The sequence below is a fragment of the Fervidobacterium nodosum Rt17-B1 genome, from assembly GCF_000017545.1.
GTDB lineage: Bacteria > Thermotogota > Thermotogae > Thermotogales > Fervidobacteriaceae > Fervidobacterium > Fervidobacterium nodosum.
Genome location: NC_009718.1, coordinates 370,325 through 389,928, shown reverse-complemented (window position 1 = coordinate 389,928; position 19,604 = coordinate 370,325). Strand labels below are relative to the sequence as shown.

The following is a 19,604-nucleotide window of genomic DNA, read 5'->3' as shown; positions in this document are numbered from 1 at the left end:
AATCAATATATTAAAATTACTCCAACGAATATTAATAAAGCCGCTATAAATCGAATTCCGATTTTTTCCTTTAAAAATATCTTAGCAAAAATCATAGTTACAAAAACAGAGAGCATCGATAAAGGTTCGGCAACACTAACTCCAAAATAATTAAATGCTTTGAGTAAAGCAACATAAGAATATGCATTGCAAATTCCACCGAGTATAAGGTAAATAAATCGTTCTTTTACTATATTCGAGTAATCCTTAAGTTTGTGACCTGAAATTAAGCCATATATGAATATATAAAAACTTATGACAAGGTAAATCCCAACAGAATAACCAATTGGAGAGAGTTCAGAAGTTATTTTTCTATCAATTATCCTTCCAAATGCCATCAAAATTGATGAAACAATCATAGATAAAGAGCCTTTACTTTTTATTAGGTTTTTGTATGAAATTACAAAATTCTCGCCTTTTTTCAAGTAACTAACACCGTAAATCATAAGAATAGCACCTAATAATTTTTTTAAACTGAATGATTCACCGAGGAACAATGCGGATAAAATAACCAAAAAAATCGCATTTAGGTTATAAAGTGGCGCAACTACAGATGCATCTTCATGCCCAAGTGCATAAGTGTACAATGAAAACGACAGAGAATATATTGTACCACTAATCATTGACTTTAATAATACATTTAGAGATAAACTACCAATGAAAGGAAAAAAAGAGAGGAAAGAAAAAAAGAAAAATGCCCACGCTGCAACAAAAGTTGGCGCATTTTTTGAAATTTTGTTACCAGCAATTCGTTCGTAACCAAGTAATACTATACGCAATGTCATCCACAACAGTCCCATGAACAATCCCCCTAATTCACCAAAATTTAAAGATATTATACCAAGGAGGCATTAATTTTGGTTAAACGCGAAATTTCTATTTGGGAAATATTTTTAACTACTGCAAAAATAGGTGCAGTTACTATCGGCGGTGGATATGCAATGGTACCAATCATCAAAGATGAATTTGTAAGAAAGAAAGAGTTACTTTCAGACGATGAATTTACAGCTCTCTTAGTTATAGCACAATCTTTACCAGGACCAATCGCGGTCAATACATCAACTTTGGTTGGCTATAAACTGAAAAAAGTACCAGGGTTGATTGCTGGAGTTTCAGGTGCAATATTTTTTCCAACGATTATAATAGTAGTAATTGCGTCGTTGCTTTCTAAGTTTTACAACTACATGGAACCTTTTTTAAACGGAATGAAAGCACCCTTATTTGCTGTTTTATTAGTCGCCGTTATTAAAATGTGGAAAACAAATATTAACAGTATAGAAGATTTCATAATATTTATTGTCTCATTTTCTTTGGTAAGTTTTTTGAAGTTAAATCCTGTGTATGTAATCTTACTTGGAATTTTGTATGCGATTTTAAGAAATAAAAAACAAAAAAAGGATGATGTGAAATGATATACATTAAACTTTTTCTAACATTTTTGCAAATTGGTGCTGTAAGTTTTGGAGGAGGATACAGTATTCTCAAAGTAATCAATCATTACACAGTTGATATAAATAAATGGATAAGCACAGATGAATTCAATGATATCGTTGCAATATCACAATCAACGCCGGGACCTATAGGTATAAACGCAGCAACATTTGTTGGATACAAAGTTGGAGGATTATTTGGTTCAATTACTGCCACTTTTTCTGTTATTCTAATACCGATAGTTCTATCTCTAACTGTATATCTTTTCTACAGAAAGCACCGCGAAAGTGGAAAAATTCAAAACATAATTCTTAGTTTAAAACCTATAATTTTGGCACTAATAGCCTCAGCTGCATTGAGTTTTTTAAAAAACGCTTTTGGAAATTATCTATCAATTGCTATAACTTTAATTTCAACATTTGTTTTATTATATCTAAAATTTGACGTGGTTCTTTTACTTTTGATTTCGGGCACCATAGGATATTTTTTCTTCAAATGATTTTTTGAATTTTATTTTTAAAGTGATATAATTTAAAGTGTTAGAGATTTACGAACAGAAAGGGGGAGAATTATGTCAAATAAAGAGGGTATAGAAAATATAACATTATACGATGATGGTGTTCATAAATTCATATTCTTGGCGTGGGAAGAGACAGAAGAGGAAGGTATAGTACAAACAAACCAATACATAATAATAGATGGTAACGAAGCTATGCTTCTTGACCCTGGCGGCGCGCATGTTTTTCCAAGAGTTCTTGCAAATGTTTCGGAGATAATAGAACCAAGTAAGATAAAGTATATATTTTTCACACACCAAGATCCAGACGTAACTTCCGGCATCACACTTTGGTTGTCAATAGCTGAAAATGCAAAGATATACATATCTGGTCTTTGGACAAGATTTTTGCCGCATTTTGGTGTTTACGATCAAAGAAGGGTGGTTGCTTTACCAGATAAAGGGGATAAATTAAGATTGCAGTCCGGTACTGAACTTGAGTTTATACCTACTCATTACCTACATTCAACTGGTAATTTTACACTTTACGATCCACGTGCTAAGATCCTTTTCTCGGGTGATTTAGGTGTTGCAGTTTTCCAAAAAGGACAAAGGTATGTCTTTGTTGAAAATTTCAACGAGCACGTTAAGTTAATGGAATTATTCCATAAGAGATATATCACATCGAGTATCGCTCTAAAAAAATGGTTGAGTATAGTTGAAAAAAAGGAGATAGATATCGTTGCACCACAACATGGTGCTATATTCAAAGGAGAAAATGTAAAGAAATTATTCGATTGGTTTAGAAATTTAAAATGTGGAATTGATATTATAGATGAAATATATGGCAGGTGATTTCAATGCCAAAAGTTGATAAAAACACTTTAGAAACTATGTCTTCTGCTTTCTTTGCAGAAAATCTTATGACTTCGTTTATGTATCAACTCGATGAAGCTCTTATTTCAAGGGTAAAAGATGTTCAAGAAGGCATTAGAGATATAACCAAAGTTTTTGGAGAGATGCAAAAAAGGCTGAATAAACTTGCTGAAGAATTTGATAAAGAAGTAAAAGACCTATTTTTCAGTATAAACGAATCACAAAAAGTAAACGATGAAATCACTAATGAGCTAAAGAAATCCGGAGCAGATATAAATAAAATAAATGAAGTAGTTATGAGTTCTGTTAACACGACAACAAAGACTCTGGAAATGTTTAATAACATAGAAAACATGGTCAATGAAATAACTAAAATTGCCAAACAAACAAATCTCTTAGCTCTAAATGCTTCGATTGAAGCAGCTAGAGCTGGCGAATTCGGTAGAGGCTTTGCCGTAGTTGCTTCAGAGGTTCAAAAATTAGCTAACGAGTCTAACAAGGTGGCAAAAGACATCACAAACCAAGTGAAAGAACTTTCAAAATCTGTTTCAGATGCTCTTGAAAGTATAAAGCTAGTTGGAGAAATATTTGTTACAGTCCAAAATTCATTCCAACAATTGCTAGCTTTTATGCAGCAAAATTCAACGCTTTTATCACATGTTGCTGGGCTTTTGGTTAATACAAAGAATGACTTGTTATTAGAAAACGATAATTTCGTCAAAGCAACTGAAGTTATGGATAGCGCAACTGAAAAATTCGAAACACTTTCAAGAGTCATAAACTCTATAGTAAAAGCGCAGATAAAATTGAAAGATTTGAAACTTTGACCTTTGGAAGTGATGATTATTTTGGTATTAAGAAATGTTCAGAAGTTTTTAGTAATACTCTTAATTTTATCATTTTGTAGCTTAAGTTTTCCAATTTCTCAAATAGCTATAGAATATTATTCCGCTGGAGAACTTTCTTATAAATCCGGCGATTATGTTAGTGCGCTGAGAAATTACGAAATGGCAATTTCAAATGATCCAACAATCGAAGGGTACGATCCTTACATAAAATTCAAAATGGGTATATCTGCATACATGATAGGAAACTACGACAAAGCCAAAAGTTATCTTTCTGGTTACAATTCAAATTTTGTAGAGGAATTACTACAATCTATAAATAAACGTCAGGCTCAAGATGAGTGGAAACGATGGATATTAAAAAATAGGCCTCTTTCATCGGAAGTTTCAACCACTGTTACTAATTATAATTTACCTCAAGGACAAAGTTCGGCAAAAACATATTTAATTGTTATAATTGTATTTATTACTATTTTTTCGATACTAATTTTTACAGAGTTAAGAATTTTAAAATTAAAGAGGGCAATAATAGAATTACCTAAACCTGTACCTGGTGAAAATTTAAGTGATGGTTCTAAAGGAATAGAAATGCCTATAGAAAAAACTAAAGAAGAAACTAAAGAGGACGAAGTTCTTAAATTAATACCCAAAGACGCCAAAATTATTGACTTTGAAAAGCTTATTAATAGTGAAATTGATATATTCAAAGATTTACTTGAAGAAAATGTAACTAACGAAGATAATAAAGTTGAAGCTGAGGAAAGAGTTGAAACTGAAGAAGAGAGAACCGCCGTTGAATCAATATTTGAAGAACAAGAAAACTTGGAAGATGTGCTTCAAGAAAGCCGAGAGATAATAAACGAACTTGAGAAAGAAAATGGGACAAAAGTTGAAGCTAATCCAATCAATGTTACTAACGAGTTATCTATAATAGAAACAGAATTAATTGAAAGGTTGCATAAGTACAGTGAAACAAACCCTTCTGAAAGTAATCTAAGTGTTGAAATTTTTGAGGAGCTACAACGTGATTTTTCTTATTTTGATGATATAGATAAAATAACCCAAGAAGTTACAGAGGTTCTTGTTGAAAAGCTTATTATAATGAGTAGAGGTGAAAATAGTTGAACTTCTTAGTTTTCTTATTGTACATACTTGCCTATCTTCTGATAATATTCCGTCCAAAAACAGCTTCCGTTACAACTTTTTTGATTGCTATATCATCCTTGATAGTTTTAAATAATACCAATTTTGAAAATATAGGTGAAATTGTTGATTTTAATACACTCTTGATACTTTTTGGGATGATGGTTATTGTATCCGTAATGAAAGAAAAAGGTGTATTTATAGGTGTTTCAAATGCTATAATAGATTTTAGCAAAGGGAACTTTTTCAAAATGCTTGTGCTAATTAACGTCGGTGTTTTCTTTCTTTCTGGATTTTTAGATAACGTTACAACAATTCTTATATTTTTCCCTATATTATTTTATTTATCAGATGTGCTGAATTTAGATTCAAGAGTATTAGGCCTTAATGACATTTTATTTTCAAACATCGGTGGAATGTCAACTGCAATAGGAGACCCTCCTAACATAGTTATATATTCCGTTTCCAAAATCCCCTTTCTAGACTTTATTACAAACATAATGCCTATCGCTTTAATCCTTCTCATTATTCAACTAGTAATTTTGAGAAAAGGTATAAAATTTGAACAAACATCCTTTCAAAGGCAAGAAAGAAATGTTGTAAATAAAAACTGGAAGTATTATCTTCTTTACTTCATCGGAGTCATTTTTCTAATGGCATTTCACGATAAATTTAAACTAGAATTAGGATTTATAACCATATTGTCTGGTTTAACCTTGCTCTTTTTTGAGAGTGAAGATTTTAATTCTAGGATTCAGGATATAGATTGGGACATGCTATTCCTCATCTCTGGACTTTACATTCTTAACTGGTCAATTGAACACACAAAAATATTTGACATACTTGTTTTTTATTTAATGCCATTAAAAGGAAGCGTAATTCTACCTTTGTTAATACTATGGGTTTCAATCTTTTCAAGTGGGTTCATCGGAGCTTTACCAACTACACTTATTTTTATCACAATAATAAAGAATTTAACATATCAAATGCCAGTATCTTTACTTTATTGGTCATTAGTACTGGGGGTTGGAATAGGAGGCAATCTTACACCAGTAGCTTCCATGTGTAATATTATTGGTAACAATTTAATAAGAAAATTAAAAAATGAGTACATAAGTTTTTCAGAGTTTACCAAAAATATGTTGAAGCCAGTTTTATATGGTGCTATAATCTCAAGTGTCTTTATAGTTTTTAAATGGTATATTTAAATCGCTACCTTAAAATATTATTGATATTGCTGAGGTGAGTTTTGTGAAATTAGTGGTGGCATTGATTTTTGGTTTGGTGCTCTACTTTGTTATAACGGGCAAATTGAATAAGACCATTGCAGCGATGGTTGGAGCGTTAGCACTACTTGCAATAAGAGTTTTCCCAGATCCGTATGAGGGGCTTAAAAATTCTATAGATATCAACACAATATTATTTTTAATAGGAATGATGATATTTGTCAGAGTAATGGAAGTCTCTGGAATATTCCAATATATAGCTATTAAAACCTTAAAACTAACTGGTTCAAATTTGAAAAAGTTGTTTTTTTCCATGACCTTTATAGTTGCTTTGATTTCATCATTTATTGATAACGTAACAACTATTTTAATTTTTGTACCTGTTACTTTCGCTATAACTGATATTTTGGAAATAGATCCTGTGCCATTTATTCTCGGAGAAATATTCGCTTCTAATATCGGTGGTGCAATGACTCCAATTGGGGATCCACCAAACATTTTGATTACATCTGCAGCGAGAATACCATTTGCCGAGTTCACAAAATACATGGTCCCAGTTAATTTAGTTATATTATTTATCATTGACCTTGTTATAATCTCTATTTCCAAATCTTCTATGAATAAGGAATTTTCGAAAGAATTCCTTAACGGTTTCGACGAACAAAAAGTCGTTACGAACAAAAAAAGATTTATTATGTCTGGAATATTTATGATATTTATAATAAGTCTTTTCCTATTTCAAAAGCAGCTTAAATTAGAAAGTTCGATAATAGGTCTTATAGCTGGTTTCTTTGGTTTACTATTATTTGAACAACATGAGATAACACCGTTCTTAGAAAAAGTTGAATGGGATGTTATATTCTTTTTCCTTGGTTTATTCATAATTACCGGAGCTATGGAACATGTAGGGTTAATGAACGATATAGCCAATTTTTTGGTAAGAATATCAAAAGGCTCAAGCGTACTTTTGGTTTCAATAATAGTATGGGCATCTGGAATCCTTTCTGGATTCATTGACAATATACCATTTGCTGCTACTATGATTCCTGTAATTCAAAATTTGCCAAAGATAAATCCTCAAGCATTTTCAAATATCACACCATTCTGGTACGCACTTTCTCTTGGAGCATGTTTAGGTGGTAACTTAACCCCAGTTGGTGCTTCAGCTAATGTCGTTGGATTATCCTTACTGAAAAAATATAAAGGGAAAAATATTTCGGCTCTTTGTCAAGTAGTGGGGTGGGTATTCTGAATGCCCACCTTTTTAGCTTTTTCAAGCATACATTAAATGTTATTAATGTATATTATAGGCAATCAAATCTAAAAAAACTAATACCACTTTTGCCCACTCATATAGTGGGTTTTTAAATATTCAACTTTTTCAACTTATCTACCACAACTGTACAAAATCCTCTTCCTGAATCTTTCAAAATTCCTGTATCCAAATCCATTCCTCTTTAATACTTTTATCTTGTTGTTAAAACCCTCTGTCGTACTATTCGTATATGGAACATCAAATGCATTTACTATCTCAGAAAACCAGCTCCTAAAAACCTTTACACATCTCATAAATTCAGAAAGTCCACTTTGCTCTGCTCTCTCTATCCACTTTTTTAATACGAGTCTTGCTTCTTCAGAATTACTGCTCTTTAACACTCTCTTAAATTCTTCTTTGAGTTGATGGGCTTTCCTCAAATCTTGACTATACCAAAACATTACTTCTAATTCTTCTCTTTGCTCAGGCTCAAGTTCTTCATAATTCTTCAATAACAACTTCCTACTCCTCTTAAAATATCTCCTCAAATTACTTCCTAATTCCTTTTGTACCCTTTTCCTCACATTTTCTAAAGCCCAATAAACGTATCGGGTAAAATGAAATTTGTCTATCACTATTTTAGCGTTTTTAAAATATGTTTTTGCTACCTCTACAAATGGTCTCCACATATCACAGATAAAATATTTTACTTTATCTCTACCTTTCAGCCTCTTAAAATACTCAATTAAAATATTTTGCTTTCTATCTTTCAAAATCTCGATTATTTGCCCTTTTACAGGATCTACAAATATACATTGATATTTTGCTCCACCTGCATTGCCTTTAAACTCGTCTACACATATTGCTTCAGAAGAAAACTCATCTACAGTTTGACCTGGATTTACTTTATCAAACAATCTCATAACTGTTGTCACTGAAACATTTGTGTATTTTGCTACCTCCTTCATACTTGTTAAACTTCCAAGTTGACTTATAATATATGCTGCAAGTCTATTTGTCATCCTTTGAGATTTGCCTAAAAAACTTATGTGTTCAAAAAACTTCTTCCCACATGCTTTGCAGACATATCTTCTCTTTCTTATAATCAAATATGTTTTCTTGCCCATTATAGGTACGTCTTTTACCTTCTGTGTGTGATAATCATGTACCTTACTTGTAATATTACCACATTTAGGACATTTGTGGGGCTTTTGTACCTGACTTATGTGAAGTTCTATTTCACTTTCATTCTCATTCATTTGGTGAAGAATAATATCTTTCGATTTTAAAAGTTCAGTGATATAATTAGATTTGAGCACTTATTCTGGATGCCTCCTTTCTTTTTGAGTGTTTTTTTTGTCATAAAACAGTTTTTATTATAGCAGGCATTCAGAATAAGTGCTATATTTTTTCCTTTTTACCCACCCCAATATTTATTATAGAGCCAATATTTCATTCGCAAGTTTTATGAAGTATGGTATCATAGCTGTCATAATAAGTCTTGTTATCTCGAATATATATACAATCATCCTTATGAAAATACTCTAAGAAGCACCATGAGGAATGAATTTATCAGTGAAGAGTTAATCCAAAAATTAAAAAAAGAACAGAACAATCTGAGACAAAAAGTTACCATAACAGAACTTGATATATCTAAAATAAATATCATTGCCGGTGTTGACGTAAGCTATTTTGAAGACAAAGCTCTTGGTGTAGTTGTAGTATTAAATAAAGATTTAGAACTTATCGATGTTGTTTATAGTATAGATAAAGTAACTTTTCCTTACATACCAGGTTTTCTTGCTTTTAGAGAAGCACCTATTATTTTTAAATGCTTTGAAAAGCTGAGAGAAAAGAATATAGTCCCAGATATAGTTTTATTTGACGGACATGGAATTGCACATCCACGCGGTTTGGGAATAGCAAGTCACATAGGTGTGCTTCTTAATATCCCAACAATAGGAGTGGCCAAAAGAAAACTTTATGGCAAATGCGTCGAACCTAAGCGCGTTGGTCAATCTACACCTTTATTTGATGAAGAAGGCAAAATAATTGGATACTGTTACCTTCCAAAGAAAAATTCCCATCCTATCTATATCTCGCCAGGTCATCTTTCCAGTCCTGAAACTTCTTTAGAATTCGTTAAAAGCCTGATTAAGAAACACAAACTTCCAGAACCCACAAGGTTGGCACATTACTATACTCAAAAATTAAAAGAAAACAAAAATATTTAATTTGATTTTGTAAATCTTATCCTGACGAAAAATTCTAAGGATTTTTTAAGTTTGAATTTAATACAATATGAATAGATAAAAAATACTCCAAAATCTCAAACTCGGGAGGTGAGGAGTATGAAAAAACTTTTGAGTACCTTGTTTCTAATTACTATTCTTATACTAGGTTTCTCTATAACAACACTTTCTAAACCTTTCGAACCTCTTAAATCTATACTAACATTGGAAGAAAGTCAGTTTGAGATTTCGGGTGATATAAAAGAAGTTGTTATGAACTTCCGTGGGAATGGATATATAGTTGTTTCTACAGGTGAAGAAGATATCAGAGTTTCACTTTCATTTGCTAATCCCACTGCAGTAAAAACTGGAGAAAGAGTAACAGTCAAAGGAGAGAAATTAACATTCTTAGTACCATTGTATATTGAAACTGGTGGATATAAAATCCAGGTTCAAAAACAAATTATTGGAGAAGATACGATAAGTATCGAATTCGAAATCAAGAATATAGAAATTACAAAAACATCATCAACAATTGTACTTATAGACTCAGAAAATAAAGAATACAAAATTCCTGCCCAAATAATACCGATATGGAAGAATTTGAAAGCTGGCGATTCATTTAAAATTACAGGAGTAAAAAAGACAGTGAATATACCTACAGAATTGACAATCAGTGGAAAAACATTCAAAATTAATACTCAGTTAGGCTTCAGAATAGAAAAAAAATAATTTCTATCCAAAGTTTTTAAGCAACTTCGGCGGGTTTTTGTTCCGAAATTTGAAAAGAAATTTAGGAAAGTAAAATCAAACCTTCTAGAAAGAATGAGGAGTGACCTAAATGGGTACTCCTCTTAATTTTTTATATATTTTAAAATTTTTGATTAGGGCCAAATTTTAATGATTAAAAAAATTAAGCACATTGAATTGTCTTTTAAAATTCTAAAATTTATATTTGCAGAAATTTTTAAATATGTGGTATAATAATAAAGGTTAGAAAAATTTTTGTAAAAAATTTTTCCCAAATCACATCCTTTTTGAAGGGGGGATTTTTGTGAAAAAGTGGTTAGTAGTTATCCTTGGTATTTTTGTGGCAATTTTGGCACTTGCGGCATTTGACCCAACAGTATACGTTGAAGCAACGATCGGTGAACCAGATACCCTCGACCCACATCTTGCTTACGATACGTCAAGTGGTGAGGTACTTTACAACGTTTACGAAAACCTTATTGCTTACAAGGGTAGAAGCGTTAGCGAATTCGAACCAAGATTGGCAACAGAAGTTCCAACAGTAAAGAACGGACTTGTCAAAGACGGTGGAAAGACATACGTATTTCCTATTAGAAAGAACGTAAAGTTCCACAACGGTAACCTACTAACACCAGAAGATGTTGAGTACTCATTTGAAAGAGGATTGTTGTATGATCCAGAAGGCGGTCCAATGTGGATGCTCTGGTACGCTATTTTCGGTGTTCATTCAAGAGATGAAGCACTTGAAGAATTCGTTGGTAAACCTGTCAGTGAAATATTTGATGCAAAAACCGGAGAACCAAAAGCAGATTACAAGCAAAAAGTTATCGATTTCTATAAAAAAGTAGTTGACCCAGCAATTGAGGTCCAAGGTGACAATGTAGTAATTAAACTTGTCAGACCATACGCACCATTTATGAACATCATAGCGCAAAGTGCACACTGGGCAGCTATTCTTGATAAAGAAACATGTATAAAACTTGGTTTGTGGGATGGAAAAGCTGAAACATGGTGGAAATGGAAAGGCATGCAAAAAGAAGAATCACCACTTTACTCATACGCGATGGGTACAGGACCATACAAATTCGTAGAGTGGGATAGAAAGCAACAAAAAGTTACATTGGTAGCAAACGAAAACTACTGGAGAGAACCAGCAAAGATTAAGAAAGTTATCATCTGGGGTATCGATGAATGGTCAACAAGAAAAGCAATGCTTGAGAAAGGTGACGCAGACTCAATAGCTGTTGTTCTTGAATACCTTGATCAACTCAGAGGAAACAAAGACATTCAAATCATCGAAAATATACCAACACTTTCTGTTACAGTTTTAGCATTCAACTGGACAGTTAACACATCAAGCAAGTACATTGGTAGTGGTAAACTTGATGGAAATGGTATAAATCCAGACTTCTTCAGCGATATATATGCAAGAAAAGCAGTTGCCGCAGCAATTAACTACGATGCACTTATTAGAGATGTTTTGAAAGGCTTCGGTAAGAGAATACCAACAGCTCTTCCAGAAGGATTACTCGGCTTTGATCCATCTTTACCACTCTACAAATTCAACGTTAAAACTGTACAAGACAACTTGAAAAAAGCATGGAATGGTCAAGCATGGGCAAAAGGATTCAAATTCAGTGTAGCATATAACCAAGGTAACGTAGGAAGGCAAAGAGTTGCTGAAATGGTTAAGATGTACCTTGAAATGGCTGCACCTGGAAAGGCAAAGATAGACGTACAACCGTTGCAATGGCCAACATTCCTTGATGCAACAAAACGTGGTGAATTACCAGTATTCATCCTTGGATGGCTTGCAGATTACCCAGACCCAGATAACTTCATCTTTACATACTACCACAGCAACGGTGATTACTCTGGCAGACAAGGTGAAGGATTTAGAAAATTTGTTAGCACACCAAGAAAAGAACTTGGTGGAAAAAGCCTAGATGAACTTATTGAACAAGCAGCCGCAGAGACAGATCCTCAAGCACGTGCAAAACTTTATGTACAGATTCAAAAATTCGTAGTTGACAATTGTATCAGTGTCCCAGTATATCAACCAATTGGAGTACGCGTACAAAGAACCTGGGTCAAAGGTTGGTACGATAACCCAATGAGACCTGGTATGGACTTCTACTCAGTATACAAACAACAATAATTTAATTTAAAAAGTAAAATATTAAAGAGAATCCGCCGGTTAAACCGGCGGATTCTTCTTTAATATTTTAATATCTATAAAATATTTTAATATCTATAATATTTTCGCTTTTTTACCTTGATAAGTATCTTTCTCTTTCAAACGCTTCTCTATCTCCAAAATAATCTCGCTTTTTGTCTTACCCCAATTCCCAAAAAGTGTACCATTTAGTGGAGGATCAGCCACAAGCCTGTGAATAACTATATGAGGCGACAACCATTCAAGAAAAGTTATAACTCTATTAACATACTCATCGAAAGTACATATATTCAATTTGCCTGATTTATACATCTCTCCAAATATTGTACCTTCTACTATGTAAAGCGAATGTATTTTTACACCATCAACCTTCAACGCAGAGAGTATTTTAGCACTCTCTATAACATCCAGCATATTATCTCCAGGCAAGTTGAGTATAACATGCGAAACAACTTCAAAACCATAATTTTTTATGAGATTAACCGCGTATATGTATTCTGCAAGGGTATGGCCACGATTAACTTTAACCAACGTATGGTAATTTGCACTTTGAAGACCAATGTCTAGAGAAATACTTACATTGTATTGTTCACTAATTTCTTTCAAAAGTTTTAGCACATTTTCATCAATGTAATCTGGCCTTGTAGCTATATCAAGCTGTACAATATCATCATCGATGGCCTGAATGTAAATTTGCTTTAAAATATCTATAGGTGCGTATGTATTTGTATAGTTTTGAAAGTATGCAATAAATTTTGTTATGCCTTTTTTCTTATATTTTTCTTTCATAAGTTCAATTTGTTTTTTTATATCGTAACCCGCAAATGTACTAAATCCACTTCCTGTTTCGTCACAAAATAAACATCCTGGTCTTCCGTTTGTTCTATTCGGGCATGTGAAACCTGCGTTTAGTGGTAACCTTTGCACGCGTTGGCCATATCTTTTTTTCAATTCCACACTTAACTTTCTATACCTGTAACCTTCCTCGAGAAAATCGAAAATTTTTTAAGCACCTCCTGAACATCTATCGTTGGAAATTTTCCATCTATGTATACAAATTTTCCATTAACCATTGTTGCATAAACGGTATCTGTATAAGAATGTATTACGTTTTTCAAAATATTATCCAAAGGTTGTAATTGTGGATGAGCTGTATCTAAGAAAATCAAATCAGCTGGATAGCTTTTTTCTACCTTACCACCTTTTAATTTAAGTGCTTCATAACCATTTACAGTAATACTATCAAATGCTTCTTTAACACTAAATTCAGCTGGAGAAAACATCTTTTGACTTAAAACAGAAACCCTAAGGTCGAAAAGTACACTTTGAGAATTGTTGCTTGCAGGACCATCTGTTCCAATTGTTATCTTTATACCATTTTTGAGCATATTTGAAATAGGTGGTATACCATTTCCAAGTTTCATATTACTCACAGTGTTTATAGATGGATAAGAACCATTTAGAAGTTTCATAGATTCTTCATCAAGCTGAGTGCAATGAACTGGTATAAAGTGAACATCGTTAAATCCGATTTTTAATATCTCTTGCGGTGTATATTTTTCCCACTCCCATTTATTTTCAAAAAAGTGCATTGTTACTGGAACATCGTAAGTCTTCGCAATATCAATCACTCTAATTAAATAGTCTTTTGAACAACTGTAAGGAGCATGCGGACCTAATCCAATATAGATTCTATTATCATATCCATGCCATTTTTTATAAAGCTGTATATTTTCTTCTAACCTCCCGTTATCATCTCCGTTCTTATCCACAAGTCCCCTTGTAAGGAGAGCTTTCATACCAAAATCTGCCACCGCTTTTGCAACCATATCTTCGTGAAAGTACATATCACAAAAAGCCACAACACCGTGTGAAACCATTTCCATCATAGATACGATACTACCGTAATAAACTGCTTCTGGAGTTAAGCGTTCTTCAGCTGGGAGTATTTTTTTAAATAGCCATTCGTTAAATGGTATATCTTCGGCAAAACCTCTAAAAAGTGACATAGCAACGTGAGAATGAGTATTAACAAAACCAGGCAAAACGATCTTTCCTGAAAAATCATATATTTCTTCATTTAATTTAGGGAAAATCCGGTCTGAAATCTCCTTGATTACGCTATCTTCAATACGGATATCTCTTTTTACTAATTGCTTATCACTTAATATGTAAACATTCCTTATTAACATTTCACCACTACCTTCCACAAAATCAAGTACATAATGCTAAATTACACTACAAACTAATCCTCTCGGCATCTATCCACAAATGCTCGATATCATAAAATTCTCTTGCGCTTTTTGTGAAGATATGCACGACGATATCACCAGCGTCAACTAAAATCCAGTCGTAACCTTCACCACGGTCGTAGTAAATAAGTTCTTTGCCGATTTCATTGAAAAAATCAACGATTTCATCTCTTAAACTTTTCATGTGTATATTGCTATTCGCAGTACATATTACAAAATAGTCTGTTAAAAGTCTTGTTTTGGACATATCTAATACAACAGGCTCAATTGCTTCTTTCTTTTCCAACAGTTTAATCAAATTTCTCAGAACGTCGCTTATTTTTTTCTCACTCAGAAAAAATCACCTCCACAAATACTTATCAATTACTTATGGTTAATTCCTCACTAACGCAACCATTTTTCAAATAATCTCTTATCAATCCTATTAGATAGAAAGAACCCGTAATGAATTTAACATCACCATCAATTTTTTTAAGTAATTCAACACCTTTTATAGGATCCGGTTCTAAAATAACGTTTTTACAGTATTTTTTGGCTATTTCGTATGTTTCATCAATTTTTTGAGCCCTTTTGTTTGGTGGCCTTGTTATTATCAAAGTGTCAAATTGTGGACCTATCTTTTCTAAGACACCCATTTTGTCTTTGTCATCAACGATGCCAAATAAAGCCACGCGTTTTTTGTTAGAAAAGTAAAGTTCAATGTTTGAGACAAATGCTTCCGCAGCTTGTGGGTTATGAGAGCCATCAAGAATAAGCCCATCAAATAACTCAAATCTACCTGGTATAAAAGCATTACTGAAAGCATTTTGAACTTTCTCTTCGTAAAGTTTTTCAACAGTTTCATAAGCTTTCAAAGCTATGGCCAAATTGTAAAGCTGATGAACTCCGTTTAATCGAACTGGTATATTCTTTACTGTTGAGTCTCCGTAATAATTGTAGATATTGTTGTTAAAATCATATTTTACAACTTCAGCTGAAAAATCTTTACCATACTCGTAAACCTTTGAACCACGTTCTTTGGCAATGTTTTTGATTACAATTTTCGCTTCTTCTGGCATTTCACCTATTACTACAGGAACTCCGGATTTTATTATACCAGCCTTTTCAAAAGCAATTTCTTCATGCGTGTTACCAAGTACGTTAGTGTGCTCTAACGAGATGGTTGTGATGACTGAAACAACAGGTGTAATTACGTTTGTTGAATCAAACCTACCTCCAAGTCCTACTTCAACACTTCCAAACTCTGCATTTTTAACTTTTGTTAAGTGAAAATACATAGCGGTCATATATTCAAAAAAGCTTGGTGAGAATTCTTCGCCAATTTTATCCATTTCTTCCGCATATTTTTTGACGTATTCCGCTGCATCGACAAATTCTTCTTGATTTATCAAATTTGTATTCCAATGAAATCTTTCAAGTATAGTTGAAAGATGTGGTGAATAAAATCCCGTAACGTTGTGACCATGGTAATACGTTAAGTTTTCAAGAAATGTTGTTACGCTACCCTTACCATTTGAGCCTGTTACGTGAAAAAATTTAACTCCAAGATGGGGATTTCCCATCTTGGAGAGAAGTTGTTCTATTCTGAAAAGCCCTAACTTCATTGTATTGTAAGGCCTTGTTTGATAAAGATATTTTAGTATATCTATGAATTTATTCTCACTCACGCTTTTGCCTCCAAATCCGAGATAATTTGTTCAATTCTTGCAATTTGTTCTTGGAATAGCCTTTGCTTTTCTTTGGTTTCTTCAACAATATCTTCTGGTGCATTCTTCAAGAAATTCTCATCTTCGAGCTTCTTAGCAAATTTTTCCATATCGCTTTTGAGTTTTTCAACTTTTTTCCTAAGCCTTTCAACTTCTGATTTCACGTCGATTAATGTTCCAAGTGAAACATAGACTTCGTTTTCCAAAGAAATGTAAGCGGTTGCGCTAAGTTCTGGCCTTTTTTCAACAAACTCAATGCTCTCAACATTGCCAAGGAATTTAATATATTCCTGCTCTTCATCCGTTAAAGTACCTTTGACAAATGTTTTAACCTTTGTAGATTGAGGTACATTGACTTCAGCTCTTATATTTCTAATTCCTCTGATAATATTCATTAATTGCATAAATCTCTTCTCTGAATTTTCGTCAATAAAGTTTTCTTCAATTTCTGGCCATTGAGCAACAACTATCGATTCTCCACTTGTCGGTAACTTTGTCCAAAGTTCCTCAGTTAGGAATGGCATGAATGGGTGGAGAAGCCTAAGGCTCATATCTAGAACGTAAACTAAAACGTTTTGTACAACTTTTCTTTCTTCTGTCTTTAGTCTGTTTTTAACGGCTTCGATGTACCAATCGCACAACTCATCCCAGAAGAAATTGTAAATTTCATTTGCCGCGATGTTGAAATCGTAACTGTCAAGTGCTTCCGAAATTTTTTGAATAGTTTTCTGCAGCCTTGAAAGTATCCATTTATCAGATAATTTAAGCTTAGAAAGTTTGATATCAACTTTCTCAAAATCTTCAAGATTCATCAGCACAAATCTTGTAGCATTCCATATTTTATTTGCAAATTTCTTGTATGTATCAAAAAATCTTACGTCAAGTTTCAAATCTCTACCTTGCGCAGCTAGAATAGCGAGTGTAAATCTCATCGGATCGGCACCATATTCATCTATAACCTCTAAAGGATCAATTCCGTTACCGAGAGATTTACTCATCTTCCTACCGTATTTATCTCTTACAAGCTGGTGTATGTATACTTCTTTAAATGGTTTTTCGTCCATAAATTCATAACCCATCATAATCATACGGGCAACCCAGAAGAATATTATATCAAACCCTGTGACTAGAACATCTGTTGGATAATACCTTTCAAGGTCAGGAGTCTTTTCTGGCCACCCCATAGTACTGAATGGCCACAGTGCTGAACTAAACCAAGTATCCAAAACATCTTCGTCTTGCTTAAGATTTGTACTTCCACATTTTTCACACTTCACCGGTTCATTTTCAGACACATTGTAATGTCCACAATCTTGACATTGCCAAACAGGTATCCTATGTCCCCACCACAATTGCCTGCTTATACACCAATCTCTTATTTCGTACATCCAATTTAAGTAAACCTTCTTCCATCTATCTGGTATGAAAGTTACTTCTCCATTTTCAACTGCTTCGATTGCCCTTTTCGCAAGTGGTTTCATACTCACAAACCATTGGTCCATCAACCTTGGTTCGACCACGGTATCGCACCTATAACATCTTCCAACAGAGTGTTTCATTTTTTCAATCTTAACTAAATACCCTTGTGCTTCTAATTCTTCAACAACAGCCTTTCTTGCTTGTTCAGCGGTCATTCCTTTAAACTTCCCACCGTTTTCGTTAATAACAATATTTTCATCAAATATATCAACAAAAGGCAAGTTATGTCTTTGACCAATTAGGTAATCGTTTGTATCATGTGCAGGGGTAACCTTTAACGCGCCTGTACCAAAAGACGGATCAACATAATTATCAGCTATAACTGGAATTTCTCTACCAACCAACGGGAGAATCGCTATTTTTCCAACGTACTTTCTGTACCTCTCATCCGACGGATGAACTGCAACTGCTGTATCGCCTAGCATCGTTTCAGGTCTTGTTGTTGCGATAATTATGTAATCATCTTCTCCCTTGATTGGGTACTTAATGTGGTAGAGCGCTCCTTCTTCCTCATGATAATCAACCTCTTCATCGGAAAGAACAGTACCACATCTATGACACCAATTAACAATGTATTTACCCTTATAAATCAAACCTTTTTTGTACATGTCAACAAAGACCTTTCGAACCGCTTTTGAAAGCCCTTCATCTAATGTGAATCTCTCACGAGTCCAGTCAACGGAAGCACCTATTGACATTATCTGATTTTTTATCTCTTGTCTGTATTTATTTGCCCAATTCCAAACTATATTTAAAAATTCATCTCGAGAAAAATCTCTTCGGCTTTTTCCCTGAGTTGACAAATACCTTTCAACAGCTGTCTGCGTAGCAATACCAGCATGGTCTTCACCGGGAAGCCACAAAACATCAAAACCCTTCATTCTCTTGTACCTACTTAGTATATCTTGAATCGTAATATTCAAAGCATGTCCCATGTGAATTTTACCAGTTATATTTGGTGGAGGAATAACGATAGAATATTTTGGGCCAGCACCTCTTGGTGTAAAATATTTCTTCTCAAGCCAATGTTTGTACCATTTCATCTCGATATTTTTTGGGTCGTATCGCGTACCTATCTCCATCAAATGCCACCTCCAATAGTCTCTATTTCTATCTGACAATTAATTTGAATTTTTTCATTACCATATGTTAATAGTAAATAATGAAGTGAATCTTTTATTCTAATTGCAATTTTTTGTACTTCGCTTTCCGTTATTCCATGAACAACTATGCAAAAATCATTTCCATCTAATTTACATACAAAATCTTTAGGAATTCTTACACTATGCTTGATGACTGATGAAATCCTGGATAGAACAAATGCTGTTACATTTTCATTTGAGGCAGGAAAATCTATAATTAGTTTTAAAACATAAAATGTGTCTGAAGAATTCTTGATTTCCTCAAATACCTTTTCTGCAAATTCTTTATTAGGCAAACGTGTGATTGTATCGATCCATTTTCCATTTAAAAGATTATAAATTTCTGGCATAACTTCCAACCTCCTGTTTTTTTTATTATTTTATCATATTTACCCTTTTGTGAGAATATATATTATCACTTTATTATTAGAATTCACAATATGCCAACTGTTGAACTTAAACAATAAATATGATAAAATTTTTAAAATTCGTATATCGAACTAAATGAAAGTTATAAAAATCTATCGACTGGAAAAAATAGCTAAAAATATTTTTTT

General features: G+C 33.2%; 18 protein-coding genes. 10 read left to right on the top strand and 8 right to left on the bottom strand.

From position 1 onward, the window contains the following. Positions 1–2: 2 nt before the first annotated feature. Positions 3–839, bottom strand: coding sequence for a DMT family transporter (locus FNOD_RS01845; protein WP_011993544.1), 837 nt, complete (start codon positions 837–839; stop codon positions 3–5). Positions 840–896: 57 nt separating this feature from the next. Between FNOD_RS01845 and FNOD_RS01840 the strand changes: the two genes are divergently transcribed. The 7 genes from FNOD_RS01840 (at position 897) to FNOD_RS01810 (ending at position 7,308) form a co-directional block, all read left to right on the top strand. Continuing rightward, the gene (locus FNOD_RS01840) at positions 897–1,451 is read left to right on the top strand and encodes a chromate transporter (protein ID WP_011993543.1); all 555 of its coding nucleotides are present in this window, start codon (positions 897–899) and stop codon (positions 1,449–1,451) included. Next, on the top strand, positions 1,448–1,969 hold the full coding sequence (locus FNOD_RS01835) for a chromate transporter (RefSeq protein WP_011993542.1): 522 nt from the start codon (positions 1,448–1,450) through the stop codon (positions 1,967–1,969). Before FNOD_RS01840 ends, FNOD_RS01835 begins: the two co-directional genes overlap by 4 nt. Before the next feature lie 72 nt (positions 1,970–2,041). Continuing rightward, positions 2,042–2,821 carry an oxygen-binding di-iron domain-containing protein gene (locus FNOD_RS01830; RefSeq protein WP_011993541.1) on the top strand — a complete coding sequence of 260 codons (780 nt, stop codon included), beginning with the start codon at positions 2,042–2,044 and terminating at the stop codon, positions 2,819–2,821. A 5-nt stretch (positions 2,822–2,826) separates the two neighbouring features. Further along, positions 2,827–3,669 carry a methyl-accepting chemotaxis protein gene (locus FNOD_RS09915; RefSeq protein WP_011993540.1) on the top strand — a complete coding sequence of 281 codons (843 nt, stop codon included), beginning with the start codon at positions 2,827–2,829 and terminating at the stop codon, positions 3,667–3,669. Positions 3,670–3,690: 21 nt separating this feature from the next. Beyond that, positions 3,691–4,812 (top strand): tetratricopeptide repeat protein, encoded by a 1,122-nt coding sequence (locus tag FNOD_RS09355; RefSeq protein ID WP_049750989.1) that lies wholly within the window; start codon positions 3,691–3,693, stop codon positions 4,810–4,812. Then, the gene (locus FNOD_RS01815; RefSeq protein ID WP_011993538.1) at positions 4,809–6,038 is read left to right on the top strand and encodes an ArsB/NhaD family transporter; all 1,230 of its coding nucleotides are present in this window, start codon (positions 4,809–4,811) and stop codon (positions 6,036–6,038) included. Before FNOD_RS09355 ends, FNOD_RS01815 begins: the two co-directional genes overlap by 4 nt. A gap of 43 nt (positions 6,039–6,081) precedes the next feature. Continuing rightward, the gene (locus FNOD_RS01810; protein WP_011993537.1) at positions 6,082–7,308 is read left to right on the top strand and encodes an ArsB/NhaD family transporter; all 1,227 of its coding nucleotides are present in this window, start codon (positions 6,082–6,084) and stop codon (positions 7,306–7,308) included. Between the two features lie 134 nt (positions 7,309–7,442). Here the strand turns inward: FNOD_RS01810 and FNOD_RS01805 are convergent, their stop codons facing one another. Then, on the bottom strand, positions 7,443–8,630 hold the full coding sequence (locus tag FNOD_RS01805) for an ISL3 family transposase (protein WP_011993536.1): 1,188 nt from the start codon (positions 8,628–8,630) through the stop codon (positions 7,443–7,445). Between the two features lie 237 nt (positions 8,631–8,867). Here FNOD_RS01805 and FNOD_RS01800 point away from each other — a divergent pair, with 237 nt between their 5' ends. The 3 genes from FNOD_RS01800 to FNOD_RS01790 all read left to right on the top strand — a co-directional run bounded on the left by FNOD_RS01800 (position 8,868) and on the right by FNOD_RS01790 (position 12,450). Then, a complete protein-coding gene (locus FNOD_RS01800; RefSeq protein ID WP_011993535.1) occupies positions 8,868–9,545 on the top strand; it encodes an endonuclease V in 678 nt (225 codons plus the stop codon). A 117-nt stretch (positions 9,546–9,662) separates the two neighbouring features. Further along, positions 9,663–10,274 carry a hypothetical protein gene (locus FNOD_RS01795; protein ID WP_011993534.1) on the top strand — a complete coding sequence of 204 codons (612 nt, stop codon included), beginning with the start codon at positions 9,663–9,665 and terminating at the stop codon, positions 10,272–10,274. A 322-nt stretch (positions 10,275–10,596) separates the two neighbouring features. Continuing rightward, the gene (locus FNOD_RS01790) at positions 10,597–12,450 is read left to right on the top strand and encodes an ABC transporter substrate-binding protein (protein WP_011993533.1); all 1,854 of its coding nucleotides are present in this window, start codon (positions 10,597–10,599) and stop codon (positions 12,448–12,450) included. Positions 12,451–12,543: 93 nt separating this feature from the next. Here the strand turns inward: FNOD_RS01790 and mnmL are convergent, their stop codons facing one another. The 6 genes from mnmL to FNOD_RS01760 all read right to left on the bottom strand — a co-directional run bounded on the left by mnmL (position 12,544) and on the right by FNOD_RS01760 (position 19,397). Further along, complete coding sequence (mnmL, locus tag FNOD_RS01785) at positions 12,544–13,425, bottom strand: tRNA modification radical SAM protein MnmL/YtqA (RefSeq protein WP_011993532.1); 882 nt, start codon at positions 13,423–13,425, stop codon at positions 12,544–12,546. A gap of 2 nt (positions 13,426–13,427) precedes the next feature. Beyond that, complete coding sequence (locus FNOD_RS01780; RefSeq protein ID WP_041256788.1) at positions 13,428–14,660, bottom strand: amidohydrolase; 1,233 nt, start codon at positions 14,658–14,660, stop codon at positions 13,428–13,430. Positions 14,661–14,706: 46 nt separating this feature from the next. After that, the gene (gene rsfS, locus FNOD_RS01775; protein ID WP_011993530.1) at positions 14,707–15,018 is read right to left on the bottom strand and encodes a ribosome silencing factor; all 312 of its coding nucleotides are present in this window, start codon (positions 15,016–15,018) and stop codon (positions 14,707–14,709) included. A 61-nt stretch (positions 15,019–15,079) separates the two neighbouring features. Further along, positions 15,080–16,387 carry a bifunctional folylpolyglutamate synthase/dihydrofolate synthase gene (locus tag FNOD_RS01770; RefSeq protein WP_011993529.1) on the bottom strand — a complete coding sequence of 436 codons (1,308 nt, stop codon included), beginning with the start codon at positions 16,385–16,387 and terminating at the stop codon, positions 15,080–15,082. Further along, positions 16,384–18,990 (bottom strand): valine--tRNA ligase, encoded by a 2,607-nt coding sequence (locus FNOD_RS01765; RefSeq protein ID WP_041256784.1) that lies wholly within the window; start codon positions 18,988–18,990, stop codon positions 16,384–16,386. The genes FNOD_RS01770 and FNOD_RS01765 overlap by 4 nt, the downstream gene beginning before the upstream one ends. Beyond that, complete coding sequence (locus tag FNOD_RS01760; RefSeq protein ID WP_011993527.1) at positions 18,987–19,397, bottom strand: diguanylate cyclase domain-containing protein; 411 nt, start codon at positions 19,395–19,397, stop codon at positions 18,987–18,989. Before FNOD_RS01760 ends, FNOD_RS01765 begins: the two co-directional genes overlap by 4 nt. Between the last annotated feature and the right edge of the window lie 207 nt (positions 19,398–19,604).